The organism is Aeromonas sp. 5HA1, from assembly GCF_029237245.1.
Lineage (GTDB): Bacteria > Pseudomonadota > Gammaproteobacteria > Enterobacterales > Aeromonadaceae > Aeromonas > Aeromonas salmonicida.
Window position 1 is genome coordinate 24,740 of record NZ_JAACFW010000027.1, and the last position, 16,076, is coordinate 40,815.

Here is a 16,076-nt window from a genome sequence, read left to right on the forward strand (position 1 = left end):
CCTGTCCCTTGCCACCCGCGTGCGGTGTGGATGTGACCGGGGCCGCACTCTATGGCCCCGAGAATTTTTCGTGATATCAACTGATTAAGTTTTTTCCTACACTCAGGAACAAGTTGGGTGCTAAATGTGTCGGACTGCTGGCTTGCAACCTGAGCCTGATTTATATTGAACCGACTGTTTTGGGGTAACTATCCAGATTTTTCAATGTGATAGGGCCGTCATACGAAGGAACGAAAATGGGACATTCCCGCATAACATTGGCAATGCTACTCGCATTGGGTCTGCTGGGCACCGCTCAGGCTGAAGACCCGGCGCGGGAGCCTTTTTTTGTTGAGCTCAAAGGCCCGGATGAACCGGCTCCGCCTGCCGTCAATTCCCAGCCGCTGGCACAACCTGTCGCCGCTCCCCGCGCCACGTCCCAGCCCAGCCGTCCCACTGCCCAGCCGATTGTGCGGCAGGTCGCAAGCAATGCCGGCAGTTATGGCCCTGTCCGTCCTACTGATACCCTCTGGAGTCTGGCGAGCAAACATCGCCCCTCCAATCGCGTCAGCGTCTACCAGACCATGGTGGCGATTTACGAGAAAAACCCCCGCAGCTTCGCCGATGGCAACATCAACCACATACTGGTGGGATCCCGCATTCTGCTGCCTACCGCCGCGGAAGCGAGTGTCATCACCGATGCCCAGGCCCGCCAGCGTTTCAATAGCGACAACGCCAGCTGGAAAGGGCTGAGCCCGAAATACCTGGCCAGCAAGCAAACTCAGCCAGCCAAACCGGCCGCGCCCAAGGTTGCTGCCGTGCCCGCCAAGGCACCCGTACCCAAAGCTGCGCCCATTCCTGCGCCGGCACCCAAAGCTGCGCCCATTCCTGCGCCGGCACCCAAGGTGGCTGCGCCTCAACCTGCAACCGAAGTGAAAGAGATTGCCAAGGTTGCCGAGCCGGTACCAAGCCAGGCACCCGCTACCAGCGCCCCTGCACCGCTGCCTGCTGATCTTGGCAAGCCGGTCGGCCAGCCCTCTACCGAAATGGCACTGGCGCTGGAAGATGCCAATGCCCAGCTCGGTCAGGTCACTGAGATGAACCACAGGCTCAAGCTGCGGTTGCAATCCCTGACCGAAGAGGTGGAAACCCTCAAGGCCCAGTTGCTGGAGCAGACAGCGCTGCAAAAAGAAATTGCCGAGCTCAAGACCAAACCTGTTCCGCCGGTCGCGGCGACGCCTGAACCCAAGCAGCACTGGCTGATGGATTTGCTCTCCTCACCGCTCAACCTCGCCATGATCATACTGCTGCCTGTGTTGCTGGTGTTGGCGCTGGTGACGCTCTGGCTGCGTGCCCGTGCCCGCCGCGAGCTGGAAGAGCAGGAGAAGAGCCTCTCCGAATCGACCTCCATGGTGATGGATCAGGAACACAGCGAGTTTGATGATCTGTTCAGCGCCGATATCACCGATGACGAGCCGGTTCGCCCCATGCCGGATCTCAACACCCCGGATGGTTACATGGCGGTGGAAGAGCCGGCGGCCCCTGCTGACATAGTGTTCAGCGATGACGGCGAGATGGAGCTGGCCGGTTTTGAGGCGGAACCTGCGCCCAAAGCGGCCGGTCGTGATCCGGATCTGGTGCCAGACCTGGATCTGGCCGACGATGAAGCCATTGCACTCGATGTTGAGCCGGATCTTGATCTCGCCAACGAGTTCAACCCGCCCGCCAAGGCTGGCAATGAGGTCATGAGTGAAGAGGAACTGCAGGCGGCGCTGTTTGCCGAGCTGGATGCCGACCTGACCGCCGATCTGGATCTGGATGCGGACGATGATGGCCAGCCGGATACCGACGCCCCCATCAGTGACGAAGAACTTGCCGCTTTTGATTTGAGCGACTTTGAGAGCGCCTTTGCCGAGGCTGAAGCTGACCAGGAAAGTGCGAAACAGAGCGCCGCCGATACCAGCGCCGACGAGATGCTGGCGGAGCTGGGCCTGGCGCCGACCGAGGCGGTGGAACCGGATCTTGCGTTGGATCCCAACGAGCTGGCACTCTCCGATTTTGAGGATGCTTTCGCCGAGGTGGAATCCCATGAGGGCGATGTTAAGCCCCGTGAACAGGCCAACGAGAGTGGTTATGTCGAGATAGACAAGCTGCTCGCCGAAGCCGATGCCACCACCACGGAGCAGGAACCCTATCAGGGCTTCTCGCTGGATGTGGGACTGGACGGTTTCCCCGAGGTGCTGCCGGAGTCCACCGGCTTTGACGTGGATGCCGACGACGGCGGTGTGGGTGCCAAGCTGGATCTGGCCCGGGCCTACCTCGAGATCGACGACAAAGACAGTGCTCGCGAACTGCTGCAAGAGGCGGCAGAGCAGGGAAGTGATCACCAGCGTGCCGAGGCGGAGAAGTTGCTCAAGCGCCTGGGATAACCGCCTCTCTGGCGTTAGGACCTTGAGAAGGGCAGCCTGCGGGCTGCCCTTCTCTATTGGGGACTGTGCGTGCGGGCTTGCGGTGTTTGGGACTTTTCACCCCGAGCGCGTATAATCCGCCCCGTTTCTTTCATCGCCTCTTTTCACCATAAGACAAGTGTTACCCATGCGAATCGCCCTAGGTATTGAATATGACGGCAGCCGGTATTTCGGCTGGCAGCGTCAGCGAGAAGTGATCAGCGTGCAGGCTGAGCTGGAGAAAGCCCTCAGCCGGATCGCCAACCACCCGGTTTCCATTCAGTGCGCAGGTCGCACCGATGCCGGTGTGCATGCCACCGGTCAGGTGATCCATTTCGATACCCACGCCATCCGCAGCGAATCGGCCTGGACCCTGGGGCTCAACTCCAACCTGCCGCCGGATATCGCCGTGCGTTGGGTCAAGGAGGTGGACGAGACGTTCCACGCCCGTTTCAGTGCCACCGCCCGTCGCTACCGTTATGTCATCTACAACCATAACTACCGCCCTGCCATTCTCGGCAGCGGTGTCAGCCATTATCACGAGACCATAGATGCAGGGTTGATGCACCAGGCGGGTCAATGCCTGCTGGGGGAGCAGGACTTTACCTCGTTTCGGGCCATAGGGTGCCAGTCCAAGACACCGTGGCGCAATGTGACGCACCTGTGCGTCAGCCGCTCCGGCCCCTACATCGTGCTCGACATCAAGGCCAACGCCTTCTTGCACCATATGGTGCGCAACATCACAGGTTCCCTGCTACTGGTGGGGCAGGGGTTAAAGCCGGTGGAGTGGATTGCCGAGCTGCTGGCCGCCAAGGATCGCAACCAGGCCGGGCCGACCGCCAAGGCCGGTGGACTCTATCTGGTTGACGTGGATTACCCGGCGGAACTGGCGTTGCCACAGCTGCCGCTCGGCCCGCTCTGGCTGCCGGACTCGGCACCGGGTACGACCAGTTTTTAGTAACTGGCCCCGAAAATTTGTGGTTTAATGATCCGTCATTTATTGCCATCGAGCTATTAAGTCATTGAACAATCTAGGCTCGATGCGTTTTGTCAGGCACAAAAGCATTAAGGAATTCCATGAGCTGGCTTGAGAAGATCCTTCCCAAGAGCAAGATAACTACACCTCGTCGTCACAACATTCCGGAAGGGGTGTGGACCAAGTGCAGTGCTTGTGAACAGGTGCTCTACCGGGCAGAGTTGGAGCGCAACCTCGAAGTGTGCCCCAAGTGTGATCATCATATGCGCATCAGCGCCCGTGCCCGTCTCGAGAGTTTTCTCGATGAGCAGGGCCGCACCGAAGTCGGTGCCGAGCTGGAGCCGCAGGATATCTTGAAATTCAAGGATTCCAAGCGCTACAAGGATCGTTTGTCCGCCGCTCAGAAAGCGACGGGAGAGAAAGATGCGCTGGTGGTGATGAAGGGGACCCTCAAGGGGGTACCGGTCGTCGCCTGTTCATTCGAGTTCTCCTTCATCGGTGGCTCCATGTCCTCCGTGGTCGGTGCCCGTTTCGTACGCGCAGTCGAGGAGTGCATCAAGGAAGGTCGCGGTCTGGTCTGCTTCTCCGCGTCAGGCGGTGCTCGCATGCAGGAAGCGCTTTTCTCCCTGATGCAGATGGCCAAGACCAGTGCTGCGCTGGACAGGCTCACCAAGGCGGGCCTGCCCTATATCTCTGTGCTGACCGACCCCACCATGGGTGGTGTCTCTGCCAGTCTGGCCATGCTGGGTGATATCAATGTGGGCGAGCCCAAGGCGCTGATCGGCTTTGCCGGCCCGCGCGTCATCGAGCAGACAGTGCGCGAGAAGCTGCCGGAAGGCTTCCAGCGCTCCGAGTTTCTGCTGGAGAAGGGGGCCATCGATCTCATCATAGATCGCCGCGAGATGCGTAACCGTTTGGCCAGCCTGCTCGCCAAAATGCTGAATACTCACGTCATCGAAGAGTGAAGATGAGTTCAAACATGCAACAATCCCAAAGCCGGTCGCTGGTCGACTGGCTTTCTTATTTGGAGCAGATCCACCCCGTCAACATCGACATGGGGCTGGATCGGGTCGGTGCCGTTGCCCGTCGCATGGGCCTCACCCAGTTGCCGTTCAAGGTGATCACGGTCGCTGGCACCAATGGCAAGGGTTCCAGTTGCGCCATGGCGGCCAGCATTCTGATGGCGGCGGGCTACAAGGTCGGTGTCTACTCCTCTCCCCATCTGCTGCGCTTTACCGAGCGGGTACGCATCAATGGACAAGAGCTGACCGACGACGATCATCGCACTGCCTTTGCCGAGGTGGAAACGGCCCGCGGCGAAATAGCGCTCACCTTCTTCGAGTTCGCTACCCTGGCGGGCCTCTGGCTCTTTCGCCGCGCCGCGCCGGATGTGCTGCTGCTGGAAGTGGGGCTGGGTGGTCGGCTCGACGCCACCAATGTGGTGGAGTCCGATGTGGCCATGATCACCTCCATTGCGCTTGATCACTGCGACTGGCTGGGGGATACCCGCGAAGCGGTGGCAGTGGAGAAGGCCGGAGTGTATCGCGCCGGCAAACCCGCCATCAGCGGTGAACCCAAGCCCCCTGCCACCATCGCCAGCGAGGCGCAGCGCATAGGTGCCTGCCTGCGTCAGGTCGGTGTCGACTTCTCTGGCAAAGAGCATGAGACCAGCTGGGATTACCTGGGTCTGCACCAGTGGCGGGATCTGCCCAAACCAGCACTGCCGCTGATGAACGCTGTAACCGTGCTGGCGGCGCTGGAATCCCTCGGCTTGCCGCTACCTGAGTCTGCAATCCGTGACGGGCTGGCCAATGCCCGGCTGGTGGGGCGGATGCAGCGGCTGCAAAGCGAGCCCCTGGTCATCGTCGATGTGGCCCACAATCCCCATTCGGCGGCCTACCTTGCCAGCCAGTTGCGCCAGATCCCCTGCAAGGGCAAGCGCTGCGCCGTGGTCGGCATGCTCAAAGACAAGGACATGGCGGGTTCGCTCGCCGAGCTTGATGGTCTGATCGACGCATGGTTCCTGGCCAGCCTCACCGGTCCGCGCGCCGCTACCGCCGAGCAGCTCGCCGCTGCCCTGGGGGAGGGCAAGGGACAGGCTCAGCGCTTTGATGATGTCAGCGCCGCCTATCAGGCTGCGTTGGCCGCATCGAGTCCTGATGATATGGTCATTGTGTTTGGTTCGTTTTACACTGTCGCCGACATTCTGGCGGGCACTGCGTCCTGATCGGCACAGGGCCGGTTGAACGGCACGGCTTCAGGCTGGTTTTGCCGGGCCAAATCTTCTTCGGCGCGCCATCGGCCAAGCAACATGGGTATAGGCGTTGACTTGGCTTCGAAGTCTCAACACAGAGTGGCTTGAAGGGACCGTCCATCATTGATGTCCGCAAAATTGCAATTAATTCTAAGTAACATGGGTGGGGATTAACTTGGCTTCGAAGTTTCAAAACAGATTGGTAGGCACCGTCATCCTGGTGGCCCTGGTTGTCATTTTTCTGCCGGATCTGATGGATGGCAACAAGCTGGAGCAAAAAGACGAGGCGTTTGCCAAGATCCCGCTGCGTCCCGAGCTTGAACCCGCCAAGCCGGCATTGCAGGTCTCGGCCGCCAGTACCTTGCCGGCGGAACACCTGGCCAGCCAACAGCAGGCCTCTGCCGCCGAGCAGTGGCAGGTCGAAGAGGTCTCGGATCCCGTGACGCTCGCCACCAACAAGAACCCATCGGCGGAGCAGGCACAGCAGCCAGCTACCAAGCCTGTTGCTCAGCCAGTGGTCAAGCCCAAGCCCGAAGTGATCGCCAAGAAGCCGGTGGAGCCACCCAAGCCAAAGCCGGTAGCTCCCAAACCGGTGGAAACCAAGCCACAGGTCGGCCAGATCAAGTCGATGGATGACCTCATCGCGAGCAAGATGGCGCCGCAGTCACAGGCGCCTGCCGCCTCGTCGCAGGGCAGCTGGATCTTGCAGCTTGGTGCCTTCAAAAACGTGGACAGCGTCAATGCGCTGGTGAGCAAGTTGCGGGCGGCGGGCTATTCGGCCCAGACTTCGCCGCGTACGCCGGTGCAGGGTCAGCTCAACCGGGTCTTCATCGGGCCGGATGTTTCCAGGGCCAAGCTGCAGGGAATGCAGGGCCGGATTGGTCAGATGACAGGACTCAGTGGATCCGTTGTGGCCTACAAACCCTGATAGTTCAATGAGATAAAAAATACCGCGCTTCATTTCACAGATGGGCGCGGTATTTTTTTAGATGCATTTCACCGGTTTTGGCAGGCCGCCTATCTTGGTGGCCTGTTTGGCTGGCCCCTCAGGAAACAGCTTGTAGAGGTAGCGGCTGTTGCCTTTTTCCGGGCCGTACTGTTTTTCCATCGCCTTGACCAGAGCACGGATGGCAGGGGAGGTGTTGAACTCCAGATAGAAAGCTCGCACGAAACGCACCACTTCCCAGTGAGGCTCTTCCATCACTATGCCTTCCTGCTCGGCCAGCACCTGTGCCAGCTCCTCGCTCCAGTCACTGCTGTTCAGCAGATAGCCCTTGGCATCGGTTTCGATGGTTTGGCCGTTGAATTCCAGCTGATGCTCAGCCATAAGAGGGCTCCTCGCAAATAGGGCTATCAGGATTGGGCGGGCATGGTAGCGCCTTGGCCCCCGGTGAGCAACCGGCTCTCGTTGGCCAGGGTGAGCAACTCGTCCGCCAGCTGGCTGATCAGGGTGAGCTGCTGGGTCAGCATCAGCTGCTCCTCGCTGCTGTCCGGCGTGATGACGGGGCACTGCCCTTCGATCTGTGCCGGTATCTCGCCCGCCAGATGGCCTGCGGCCCGCTCCAGGGTATGGCTCAGGTGGCGGCTGATCTCATCGAGTTCGCCGATGGCCTCCAGCTTGTCGCGATGGGCACCCAGCGCCGAGATGTAGGAGAGCAGGGCGTGGTTGCGCCAGGTGAGGGTGAAGCAGAGATCGAGGAAGCTGCGACGCTTTTGCGGCTCCACCAGCATGCTCTGCCAGGCCATGGCCAGCTCGCTGTCGGCCAGATGGGCGCTCTTGCGGGCCACCCGGTAGTCGATGGATTCATCCCTTTGCTGTTGCAGGCTGGCGAGTACGGCCGCCAAGTAGCGGGCGTTGGCTGACAGGGAGTTGGCGATAAGCGTCGGCAGCCGTTTGTACTGCCAGTCCGGCCAGAGCCAGGCCACCAGGGCGTAGGAGAGCAGGCAGCCGAGGAAGGTGTCGAGCAGGCGCGGCCCCAGAATGGCAAAGCCGATGCCGTCCAGCAGGTTGAAGGCCATCAATACATAGAGGGTGATGAAGCAGACGGCGGCGCTGTAGTTGCTGCGTACCTGGGTGAAAAACAGGAAGGCGGCCAGCCCCATTACCACCAGTTGAACATGCAATTCGGGGAACAACCAGAGCACGGGGACGCCTACCAGCAGGCCGGCGAAGGTACCGAGCATCCGCTGTACCAGCCGGCGACGGGTGGCGCTGTAGCTGGGTTGGCAGACGAACAGCACCGTCAGCAGGATCCAGTAACCCTTGTCCAGATTGAAGGCCTGCAGTATGCCGTAGCCCACCACCAACCCGAGCGACAGGCGCAGGGCGTGGCGAAACACCATGGAGTTCGGGCTGAGGTGCTGCTTGAGCTGAGCCAGCAATGGCAGGCGGACAGGACGCGCCAGAGGCGGCAAGCTCTGTGGGGCCTGCGTCGGATTTTGCAGCTCCTCGGCGCTGCCCAGCAACTGGTTGATGCTGGCCAGATTGCGGCGCAGGAACTTCATCGGCGTCAGCAATGTCTTGGGGTAGTGCTGCTTGAGGTGGGTGAACTCCAGCTGATCGCCGAGAGCCTCCAGGGTCCAGTGGATGCGCTTGTTGTGGGCGTAGGGCTTGTGCACCAGGATGGCGTAACCGAGCCGCTGGCACGCCTCGGAGAGCTGCAAAAACACCTCCTGAAACCCGTCAAGGACGATACCCTGCTTGAGCTCGGCTTCCAGCTTGCTGTAGGGATAGTGGCTGGAGGTGGCACGCTCCTGGATTTCCAGTGCCAGCAGATAGAGGCGCAGCAGGCTGGCAAGCTCGGGCGCCGCCTGATGGCGGGTGCTGAGGCGGGCGTTGAGTGCCGATTTGGTCAGGGTCAGCGCATTGACCAGATTGATGTTGAGCTGGGCCAGATTGTGGCGAATGGCCTGGGCGCCATGCTCGTCCGCCGGAAAGAAGCGAGATTTTTCGAGCAGATAGCGGCCGAGGGCAAAGTAACTCTGGGCCAGCTGCTCATGCAGCGTCTTGTAGGGCAGCAGCCAGAGCCAGATGAGGGAGACCAGGCCATACCAGAGCGCACCGGCGCACAATGCGAGCGGCTGGTAGAGGAGATCCGGCGCCTTGGCAGCCCCCAGCATGGTGTAGATGGCGATAAGCAGGGAGCCGAAGCTGATGGTGGCGTAGCGCTGACCGAGCGCCCCCACCATCACGAAGAGGAAGGTCGACCCTGCCAGCCCGATGGCAAACAGCCAGGGGGTCGGGAAGAGGTACTGCACACACAGGGAGGCAAACAGGAAGCAGAGCAGCGTCATGGCAAGGTTCTTGACCCGGCCCCACAGGCTGTCGTCGGTTTCGGCGATGGCACCGGCCACCACCCCGAGGGAGAGCAGCACCGTGAGCTGGATATCGCCGGTCGCCAGGGTGAAGACGAGCAGCCCCACCATGGCCAGCAAGACCTTGAGGGCGAAGTAGATGTGACTGTCAGTCAGCAGTCGGCGCAGCAGGCCAGAGAAATCCATCGGCATGAGACAAGAGCAACCCTTGAATGAAACGAGAACGGGATACTAACCCGCCAAGCACGAAGCGGCCCTGATTTGGATCAGGGCCGCTTAGCTTCATATCCTTGATTTACAACTTATCCTGACAGAAACAGGCACCAATAAAAACCCCGCCGAAGCGGGGTCTTTCATTAGTTGCGGTTGCCGCCGAGCAGGCTCAGCAGGCTCAGGAAGATGTTGTAGATGGAGACATACAGGGTCACGGTGGCGGAGATGTAGTTGGTCTCGCCGCCACGGATGATCTGCTGGGTGGTCAGCAGTATGGCGCCGGAGGAGAACAGCATGAACATGGCGGACAGGGCCAGGCTCAGGGCGCTCATCTGCAGGAAGATGTTGGCGACCATGGCCACCAGCAGCACCCAGAAACCGACGAACAGCATGCCACCGATAAAAGAGAGGTCACGCTTGGTGGTCAGGGCATAAGCGGACAGACCGAAGAAGGTCAAGGCTGTGCCGCCGAGCGCCGTCATCACTATCTCGCCACCACCATTGTTCATGTACATGTTGATGATGGGGCCCAGGCTGTAGCCAAGCAGGCCGGTCAGTGCGAAGGTGAACACCAGGCCCATGCCATTGTCCTGGTTCTTCTGGGTCAGAAACATCAGGCCATACACACCGATGAGGAACACGGCCCAGTGCAGGGGCGGCATGTTCATCACGGTGGCGACCCCGGCCACAACGGCAGAGAAGCCAAGAGTGAGGGAGAGCAGCATATAGGTGTTGCGTAGCACCTTGTTGGTATCACGCGCGGCACTCTGGGTGCCGGTATAGATAGAACGGGTATCCATCTTGGGTGTCCTCTTGATTTCCGGGTTGAGGCGGTACATTCCGCTTCGTTATCGCATTGTATGCACTCAATGTTGGGATGACGAGCGCTGATTTCAAGCGCCACCCCAGCCTGTTGCCCCCTACTATCCCAGAACAAATATGTATTGCATATGAACATGGGCTTGACGTAGTATGCACGCCGTTCGGAGGGGTGGCAGAGCGGCTGAATGCACCGGTCTTGAAAACCGGCGATGGGCGACCATCCGTGGGTTCAAATCCCACCTCCTCCGCCAGACATTGAAGCCCATCTCATTTCATGAGATGGGCTTTTTCGTATTCGCGTGCCACAAGTCGGCGCCATTGACTGATGACCTGAACGGTTTTTCTCTCACTTAGCCATCTCTTCGATAGCTGCCAAGCATGATGAAAACGAGCACGGCAAGGCCGCTCATCAGCCCGGCAGTGCTCATCAACAGGGTTGAATGGGTTGCTGAGAAGGCGGCTTTCGCTGCCTCGATGAGCGCGGTTGCCGGAGGCTCCGCCAGCGTCCGTGCGACAAGATAGCTGTCGCCGATGGAGTGCACGGCTTGATCCTTGAGTGGTTCGGCCTGCGTGGAGGGCAGCAGGATGGCGCGGCTGAACACTCTGGACATAAAGACACCGAAGAAGGTGAGCCCGAGCCCGGTCCCGAGTTCGTAGGCGGTCGCTTCCAGCGAGCCTGCGGCGACCCCCTTGTCTGCCTCCACCGATCCCATGATGGCAATGGAAGAGGCCGTCAGGCCGATGCTGAGGGTTAGCCCCAGCAGGGCCAGCATGGTCGGTACCCAGAAACCCGGGCTTTGAAAGCCGGCTTGCGCCAGATAGCACAAAGCCCCCGCAGACAATGCCAGCGATGAACTGGCGACGGTGCACAGACCGCAGAGGTTGAAGAGGTAACCCGCGACCGGGCCGCCCACGGCGGCTGCGGCCATGATGGGATCATGAATATGTCGGCTTGCAGCGGCGTGATGCTCAGCACGTATTGCAGCTCCTGCGCCAGCGTCAGTTCGACACCTGCCAGGGCGCCTGTTGCCACCACCGCCATGATCATCCCTGCGAGGATCGCCGGGCGCGAGAAGAGCGACAGATCCAGCATGGGGGTGGCCGAGCGCAACTACAGGCGCGCAAACAGGGTCAGTAGCCCGGCGCCACCGAGCGGCGCGGCGAGTGCCATCCCAGGGGTGTGAGTGGCGCCGACGGCCGCCCCCGCAGCACTGACCATTCCCCACAGGCCCAGCGCCATGGCGCGCTCATTTTCCTCTTCGAAGGTGCGCCGTATGGTGCCAAGCACGCATGGCATGATCATCTATCCTCCCAACGCCAGCAGCACCCGTGCACTGATGAGCATGGCTGGCGTCGGCGCAAAGGTGGCCAGCAGGGAGGCAACCCCGAAGATGGCAAGCCCGGTCGGTGAGCAACACACGCCGGTTGCCGATACGATCCGCCAGAGCGCCCATGGCCACCAGCAGTCCCGGCATCAGCAGCGGATAGATATCGATGATCCACAGCACCTCGGTAGCGGATGCGCCTAGGGTCTGGGTCAGCGAAGGCACTGCAATATGCAGTATGGTCATGTCGATGACCACCGGCAGGAAGGCCAGCATGACGGCCAGCAGTACCAGCCAGCGGCGTTGAGCGTCAGAAAACATGGCGTGACTCCTCCGTAATGACCAATGAATGGGGGCTGGCTGCGCTGGCCTTAACCCCGGTTGTCTGGCGGCCCTCGTTCAGGCCGCACAACAGGATCAGGGGGCAGAGCACGGCCATTATTGCTCCCCCCGTTGCTGAGCACGCCGGGCCCGCCAGAGCTGAAAGCGTTCCTGGATGCCGATGACGAAGACAAAGAAGACCGGCACGAAGAAGATGGCCAGCAGGGTGCCGCTGATCATGCCGCCGAATACGCCGGTGCCGATGGCGTGCTGGGTCTCCGCGCTGGCACCACTGGCCAGCATCAGCGGCACCACGCCGAGGGTGAAGGCGAGCGAGGTCATCAGGATGGGGCGCAGGCGCAGGCGTGCGGCGGTCACAGCCGCATCAAGCAGCGTGCGACCCTCGGCGTGCAACTGGCGCGCAAACTCCACGATGAGGATGGCGTTCTTGGCCGACAGACCGATGATGGTGATCATGCCCACCTTGAAGAAGACGTCGTTGGGCATGCCGCGCAGCATCACCGCCGCGACAGTACCGAGCAGGCCCAGCGGCACCACCAGCATCACGGAGAGCGGGATGGACCAGCTCTCGTAGAGCGCGGCCAGCACCAGGAACACCACAAGCCCCGACAGCAGCATCAGCATGGGGGCCTGGGCCGCCGACTGGCGCTCCTGCAGCGATTGCCCCGTCCAGGCCAGGGCAAAGCCCGGCGGCAGCTGTCCCACCAGTCGCTCCATCGCCGCCATGGCGGCGCCGCTGGAAACTCTGGGGGCGGCACTCCCGGAGAGACGCACGGCGGGGAAGCCCTCAAAGCGCATCATCTGTTGCGGCGACTGGCGCCAGGTTGGCGTCACCACCTCCCGTAGGGGCACCATGCCGCCGCTGGCATTGCGCACCCGCAGGCCGAGCACGTCATCAAGCTGCATGCGCGCCTTGGCGTCGGCCTGCAGTATGACCTGCTGCATGTGCCCGCCGTTGGGGAAGTCGTTGATGTAGAGCGACCCCATAGCGGCCGACAGTGTGCTGCTCACGCTGGTGAACGAGAGTCCCATGGCCTCGGCCTTCTGCCGATTGATCTCAAGATGAATGCTCTCGCCGGGGGGCAGGCTGTCGGGATAGACATCGCTTACCACCTCGCTTTGGGCGGCCAGCGCCAGCAGTTGCGCCTGGGCGGCCAGCAGCGCGGTTTCCCCCTGGTTGGCTCTGTCCTGCAGGAAGAGCGTGAAACCCGAAGAGGTGCCCAGCTCGTCGATGGCGGGCGGCAACAGGCTCATTACCGTGCCTTCAGGAATGTTTGCCATGGCCGCTTGTGCCAGGTCTGCCTCTTCGGCAGCCGTGGCGCCATGGCGCTGATCCCAGTCTTTCAGCATGGTGAAGGCCATGGCCGCATTGGGGCCGGCACCGGAGAAGCTGAAGCCCTGCACCACCAGGTTGGTGTCGAGCGCCTCGCGAGAGGTCACATGGGCCTCGAACTCCTTGATGATGGCCTGGGTGCGCTCGCTGGTGGCGCCGGTCGGCAACTGGATGGAGGTCATGAAGTAGCCCTGATCCTCGTCCGGCAGGAAAGAGGAGGGCAGTTGGGCGGCCGCGATGGCCAGCACGGCGCAGAGAGCGACGAAGGCCGCCATCATGCGTCCGCTGCGCCCGACCAGGCGGGTCACCCGCGCACCGTAGCTTGCCGTGAGTCGCTCGACGCCCCGGTTGAAGGCACCGAAGAAGCCGCGTTTTTCATGATGACTCGGGCTGACTGGGCGCAGCAATGTGGCGCAGAGCGCCGGCGTCAGGGTCAGGGCGAGGAAGGCCGAAATGAGGATAGACACCGCCATCGACAGGGTGAACTGCTGGTAGATGACCCCCACGGAGCCGCTGCCGAACGCCATGGGGATGAACACCGCCGTGAGCACCAGGGTGATGCCGATCACCGCCCCGGTGATCTCCTTCATGGCCAGAGTGGTCGCTTCCTTTGGTGACAACCCCCGGGTGGCCATGAGGCGCTCGACGTTCTCCACCACCACGATGGCGTCGTCGACTATGATGCCGATGGCCAGCACCATGCCGAACATGGTCAGGGAGTTGATTGAAAAGCCGGCGAGCAGCATCACCGCGAAGGTGCCGAGCAGCGCTATGGGGGCGACGATGGCCGGGATCAGGGTGCAGCGCAGGTTCTGCAGGAAGAGGAACATCACCAGGAACACCAGCACCATGGCTTCCAGCAGGGTGTGGATCACCTTTTCGATGGATACCTTGACGAAGGGGGCTGAGTCAAACGGGATCGAATAGGCCATGCCCGCCGGCAGGGTGGGGACGAGCTGGGCGAGACGGGTGCGCACTGCATCTGCGGTACGCACGGCGTTGGCACCGGGGGAGAGCTGGATGGCGGCGCTGGTGGCGGCTACGCCGTTCTCGCGGTTGGAAAACGCATAGGATTGCGCCCCCAGCTCGACCCGTGCCACATCACCCAGCACCAGCTTGGCGCCATCGGTACCGGCCCGCAACACGATGGCGGCGAACGCCTCGGGGGTCGTCAGCTGCCCTTGCACCGTGAGGGGGACCGTCAGGCGTTGCCCCGGCAGGGCGGGTTCGTCGCCGATGCGCCCCGGTGCTATCTGGACGTTCTGCTGCTCGATGGCCTGTGCCACCTCGCTGATGGTCAGCCCGTAGGCGGCGAGTTTGGCCGGATCTACCCAGATGCGCATGGCCTGCTCGGCGCCGAACAGCTGCACTCGTCCTACCCCGTCGATGCGGCGCAGCTCCTGCACAATATTGCGTGCCATGTAGTCGTTGAGGGCAACTTCATCGAAGCGGCCATCCGGTGAGGTCATGCCGACCATCATCAGAAAGCCGGATGAGGCTGACTCTACCTGCAGGCCGGTTTGCCGCACCGCTTGTGGCAAGCGAGGCTCGACCGCCTTGATGCGGTTTTGCACGTCCATCTGGGCAAGCTCCGGATCGGTGCCCGGCTTGAAGGTGGCAGTGATCTGCGCGCTGCCCGAGGCGTCCACAGAGGACTCGAAGTAGAGCAGGTTCTTCACTCCCGACAGCTCGCGCTCGATCAGGCTCACCACCGCATCATTCAGTGTCTGCGGCGTGGCGCCCGGATAGGTGGCATAGAGGGTCACCGACACCGGCGCCACCGAGGGATAGCGGGAGATGGGGAGCTTGGGGATGGCAATGACCCCTGCCAGCACGATGAACAGGGCGATCACCCAGGCAAACACCGGGCGATGGATAAAAAACTGCGGCATGGATAACTCTCCGATTCAGCGAATGCCACCGTCAGCCGGTTGGCTGACAGCGGGTGGTTGCCAGGGGGAAGCTGTGACCTGAACCCCCGGGGTCAGACGGTCGATCCCTTCGATCACCACCTGTTGCCCGGCACTGAGCCCGGACGCGATGCGGTACTGGCTATTCACCAGTTCAGCGGTGTTGACCGGAACCAGCTGTGCCTGCCCCTGGCCATCCAGCACCCAGACGCTGGTCTGACCCGATTTGCGAACTACCGCCTGCTGGGGCACGGTCAGGGCGTTGGCATAGCGGGCCCGGGGGATGCGCGCCTGCACATAGAGGCCGGGCAAGAGCCGCCTCTCGGGATTGTCCACCAGCACCCGCAGCAGCACGTCGCCGGTCCCGGCATCGACCTCGATGCCGGAGAAGAGGATGCGCCCATGCATGCCCAGCGGTGTGCCATTGCTGCCGAGGATCTCCACCGCCAGTTCCGGTGCCGTTGAGCCAGCCTGTTGGCGCAGGGATTCCAGCACAGAGGCTGGTTGGCGCACATCGACGTAGACCTGATCAATCTGCTGGATCCTGGCCATGGGGGTGGCATCGGTGGGCGACACCAGGGCCCCTTCACTCACCAGCGCCTGATCGATGCGTCCGGCGATGGGGGCCTCCACGCTGGCAAATTGCAGGTTCAGCTGGTGCCGGGCCAGGGTCGCCCTGGCCTGGGCTACATCGGCGGCCGCCTGATCCCGCTGGGAGACCGCATCGTCATAGGTCTGGCGGCTGATGGCGTCGGTGCGCAGCAGCGGCTTCAGGCGCTCAATCTGGATGCGGGCGCGGGCCAGCACGGCCTCGGCCCGTTGCAATGCGGCGGCGGCGCTGTCGACATCCGCCTTGAAGAGGGCCGGGTTTATCTGGAACAGCACGGTGCCAGCGCTGATCTCGGCGCCCTGCTCGAACAGGCGGCGCTGGACTATGCCGCTGATCTGGGCGCGAATGTCGGCGCTGCGCAGTGCCGCCACCCGGGCGGGCAGCTCCTCGCTGATGACAAGCTCCCGACCAGTCAATGTCAGCCCCGACACCTGAGGCAGGGCGGGTGCCTCCTGCTCTTGCGGCGCGACATCGCACCCCGCCAACCCGAATGCGGCAATGACGGCGAGCAGGGCGCCCGCATACCGCTGTTTGACAAACATCATCCACT

Annotated in this window: 13 protein-coding genes and 1 tRNA gene; 6 read left to right on the top strand and 8 right to left on the bottom strand. The window is 61.9% G+C overall.

Features of this window, described 5'->3' with window-relative positions; genetic code table 11:
* Positions 1–236 precede the first annotated feature (236 nt).
* The 5 genes from GWQ27_RS19485 to dedD all read left to right on the top strand — a co-directional run bounded on the left by GWQ27_RS19485 (position 237) and on the right by dedD (position 6,584).
* Positions 237–2,408 (top strand): FimV/HubP family polar landmark protein, encoded by a 2,172-nt coding sequence (locus tag GWQ27_RS19485; protein ID WP_275908114.1) that lies wholly within the window; start codon positions 237–239, stop codon positions 2,406–2,408.
* A 166-nt stretch (positions 2,409–2,574) separates the two neighbouring features.
* Positions 2,575–3,384, top strand: coding sequence for a tRNA pseudouridine(38-40) synthase TruA (gene truA, locus GWQ27_RS19490; protein WP_021140877.1), 810 nt, complete (start codon positions 2,575–2,577; stop codon positions 3,382–3,384).
* A gap of 119 nt (positions 3,385–3,503) precedes the next feature.
* Entirely contained in the window at positions 3,504–4,367 is an 864-nt protein-coding gene (accD, locus tag GWQ27_RS19495; protein WP_005310570.1) for an acetyl-CoA carboxylase, carboxyltransferase subunit beta, read from the top strand.
* Positions 4,368–4,369: 2 nt separating this feature from the next.
* Complete coding sequence (gene folC / locus GWQ27_RS19500) at positions 4,370–5,629, top strand: bifunctional tetrahydrofolate synthase/dihydrofolate synthase (RefSeq protein WP_275908115.1); 1,260 nt, start codon at positions 4,370–4,372, stop codon at positions 5,627–5,629.
* Between the two features lie 202 nt (positions 5,630–5,831).
* Positions 5,832–6,584 carry a cell division protein DedD gene (dedD, locus tag GWQ27_RS19505; RefSeq protein WP_275908116.1) on the top strand — a complete coding sequence of 251 codons (753 nt, stop codon included), beginning with the start codon at positions 5,832–5,834 and terminating at the stop codon, positions 6,582–6,584.
* A 57-nt stretch (positions 6,585–6,641) separates the two neighbouring features.
* Here the strand turns inward: dedD and GWQ27_RS19510 are convergent, their stop codons facing one another.
* The 3 genes from GWQ27_RS19510 to GWQ27_RS19520 all read right to left on the bottom strand — a co-directional run bounded on the left by GWQ27_RS19510 (position 6,642) and on the right by GWQ27_RS19520 (position 9,984).
* Positions 6,642–6,983, bottom strand: coding sequence for a TusE/DsrC/DsvC family sulfur relay protein (locus tag GWQ27_RS19510; protein ID WP_005310577.1), 342 nt, complete (start codon positions 6,981–6,983; stop codon positions 6,642–6,644).
* A gap of 26 nt (positions 6,984–7,009) precedes the next feature.
* The gene (gene yccS, locus GWQ27_RS19515; RefSeq protein ID WP_275908117.1) at positions 7,010–9,163 is read right to left on the bottom strand and encodes a YccS family putative transporter; all 2,154 of its coding nucleotides are present in this window, start codon (positions 9,161–9,163) and stop codon (positions 7,010–7,012) included.
* 164 nt (positions 9,164–9,327) lie between these two features.
* Entirely contained in the window at positions 9,328–9,984 is a 657-nt protein-coding gene (locus tag GWQ27_RS19520) for a Bax inhibitor-1/YccA family protein (protein WP_159166169.1), read from the bottom strand.
* Positions 9,985–10,169: 185 nt separating this feature from the next.
* Between GWQ27_RS19520 and GWQ27_RS19525 the strand changes: the two genes are divergently transcribed.
* A tRNA-Ser gene (locus tag GWQ27_RS19525) sits at positions 10,170–10,257 on the top strand.
* A 99-nt stretch (positions 10,258–10,356) separates the two neighbouring features.
* On the opposite strand, the gene GWQ27_RS19530 is transcribed toward GWQ27_RS19525, so the two are convergent.
* From GWQ27_RS19530 to GWQ27_RS19550, 5 genes are all read right to left on the bottom strand, one after another.
* Complete coding sequence (locus tag GWQ27_RS19530) at positions 10,357–10,935, bottom strand: hypothetical protein (RefSeq protein ID WP_211183091.1); 579 nt, start codon at positions 10,933–10,935, stop codon at positions 10,357–10,359.
* 182 nt (positions 10,936–11,117) lie between these two features.
* A complete protein-coding gene (locus GWQ27_RS19535) occupies positions 11,118–11,303 on the bottom strand; it encodes a hypothetical protein (RefSeq protein WP_204356870.1) in 186 nt (61 codons plus the stop codon).
* The gene (locus GWQ27_RS19540) at positions 11,254–11,652 is read right to left on the bottom strand and encodes a hypothetical protein (protein WP_220085146.1); all 399 of its coding nucleotides are present in this window, start codon (positions 11,650–11,652) and stop codon (positions 11,254–11,256) included. The genes GWQ27_RS19535 and GWQ27_RS19540 overlap by 50 nt, the downstream gene beginning before the upstream one ends.
* Before the next feature lie 117 nt (positions 11,653–11,769).
* Positions 11,770–14,898 (bottom strand): multidrug efflux RND transporter permease subunit, encoded by a 3,129-nt coding sequence (locus GWQ27_RS19545; protein ID WP_275908118.1) that lies wholly within the window; start codon positions 14,896–14,898, stop codon positions 11,770–11,772.
* A gap of 15 nt (positions 14,899–14,913) precedes the next feature.
* The gene (locus tag GWQ27_RS19550; RefSeq protein ID WP_275908119.1) at positions 14,914–16,071 is read right to left on the bottom strand and encodes an efflux RND transporter periplasmic adaptor subunit; all 1,158 of its coding nucleotides are present in this window, start codon (positions 16,069–16,071) and stop codon (positions 14,914–14,916) included.
* Positions 16,072–16,076: the final 5 nt, after the last annotated feature.